This is a genomic window from Modestobacter caceresii, assembly GCF_000761485.1.
Lineage (GTDB): Bacteria > Actinomycetota > Actinomycetes > Mycobacteriales > Geodermatophilaceae > Modestobacter > Modestobacter caceresii.
Genome location: NZ_JPMX01000090.1, coordinates 1 through 1,851, shown reverse-complemented (window position 1 = coordinate 1,851; position 1,851 = coordinate 1). Strand labels below are relative to the sequence as shown.

Annotated in this window: 1 protein-coding gene and 1 pseudogene; both read right to left on the bottom strand. The window is 71.4% G+C overall.

Annotated elements, in window-relative coordinates:
• A partial coding sequence (locus IN07_RS26765) for a methyl-accepting chemotaxis protein (protein WP_036338371.1) occupies positions 1–1,141 on the bottom strand: 1,141 nt, incomplete at its 3' end.
• A 405-nt stretch (positions 1,142–1,546) separates the two neighbouring features.
• A pseudogene (locus IN07_RS25910) lies at positions 1,547–1,851 on the bottom strand (methyl-accepting chemotaxis protein); the annotation flags it as partial.

Below are 1,851 nucleotides of genomic sequence, written 5' to 3'. Positions count from 1 at the left end.
GCTCCGCGATGCTGGTGATCGCCTTCACGACCGCGCCGATCTCCTGCGACGACGTGCCGAGCTTGGTGATGGTCTGCGTGGTGGTCTCCGCCTCGCCCACGGCCTGGGCGGCGACCCGGGTGGCCTCGTTCACGCTCTGACTGATCTCCCGGATCGCCGAGCTCATCTCGTCGGCACCCGCCGCCACTGTCGCCACGCTGCGGGACACCTCCTCCGCCGCTGCCGCGACGACACCGGACTGCGCCGAGGTCTCCTCCGCCGAGGAGGAGATCTGTGCCGAGGACGCCGACAGCTCCTCCGACGCCGCCGCCACCGCATCCGAGGACGCGGCGACCGAGGCGATCACCGCACGCAGGTGCTCCTGCGCGGTACCCAGGGCGACCGCCATCTGGCCGACCTCGTCGCGGGACGAGACGGCGGCGTCCACGGTCAGGTCCCCGGTCGCCATGGCCTCCAGGGATGCCTGCACCCGCCGCAGCGGCCGGGCCAGCGAACGCTGGGTGAGCAGGCAGATGACCAGGATCGCCACCAACCCCAGGGCCGCAGCGATCTCACTGGTGCGGGCCGCCTGGGTGATCGCGGCGTCCAGCTCGGCCTGGGCGACCTCGGACTCCGCCGCCAGGGCGTCCTTCGCGGCGCCGACCGCCCCATCGGTGAGGTCGTTGGCGGCCTGGATCTCCTCGAACCGCGCCCGCATGCCGACCTGGTCGGCCACGGCCGCCTCCACGAAGGCCGCCAGCGCCTCCTGGTAGTCACCGAAGGTCGACTGCACCCCGGCCGCGGCGGCAGCGCTGGCGCCGCCGAGCGGGACGTCCCGCAGCTCGGCCAGCAGGGCCTCCGCCGTCGCGACGTCGTCGGCCACGTCCACCAGTTGGTCGGACGGCGACGGGCTCACCAGGGCCTTGAGGCCGTCCACCTTCAGCTCGCTGGCCCGGGTGTCGAGCTGGAGCACCAGCTCCGCGGCCTGGTCGAGCCGGTCGAGGTGCTCGCTGGCGCTGCGGACGGTGGCGTTCGAGGTCAGCGTCGCGGTCAGCAGGGCACCGAAGGCGAGGACGACGACGCCGATCATGATGCCGAACTTCACGGCGAGCCGGCGGTCGGCGAACCAGCTCAGTGGACCGGTCGGGGCGGGGGAGTGCATGGCGGGTCTCCTGGTCAGGAACGGCGGTGAGGCGCGGATGAGAACGATTGCACCAGTCCGGGAACAGTGCGTTGCGTTCTCCGGGTCGACGGTGGATCGCATTTCTCGGATCAGCCCGCACGACGTCGTCCTGGCGTCTCCCGAGGGTGGTGCACGAGCCATGGTGGTGGATCCGGTAATGGCCGGTATCACTGTGACGCACGTGTCGTGACACGGCGCCGAGAATGGTCGACGAACGCACTCGACCGGCTCTTTGTCGACTCGGGAGCGAGACAGGAAAAGGGACCGCGGCCGCCGCCTCGCCCGGGGAAGGGGGCGAGACAGCGGCCGCGGAAGTCGTGCGGGTCAGGCCTCGCTGCAGGGCCCCACCGCGAGCTCGCGAGTGGTGGGGGCAGCGAGGTCCTTTCAGTAGGAGAAGCGGGCCACCGTGGTGCGCAGGTCGCTGGCCATGCGGGACAGCTCGTCGACGGCCTGCCGGGTCTGGCCCAGCGCCTGGGTGGTGGACGACGCCGCCGTGGAGACCCCGGTGATGTTGGTGGCGATCTCGGTGGAGCCGCCGGCGGCTTCCTGCACCGACCGGGACATCTCGTTGGTGGTCGCGGTCTGCTCCTCCACCGCACTGGCGATGGTGAGCTGGAAGTCGTTGATCGACCCGATGATCTCGCTGATCCGGCCGATCGCCGACACCGCACCGGAGGTGTCGCCCTGGA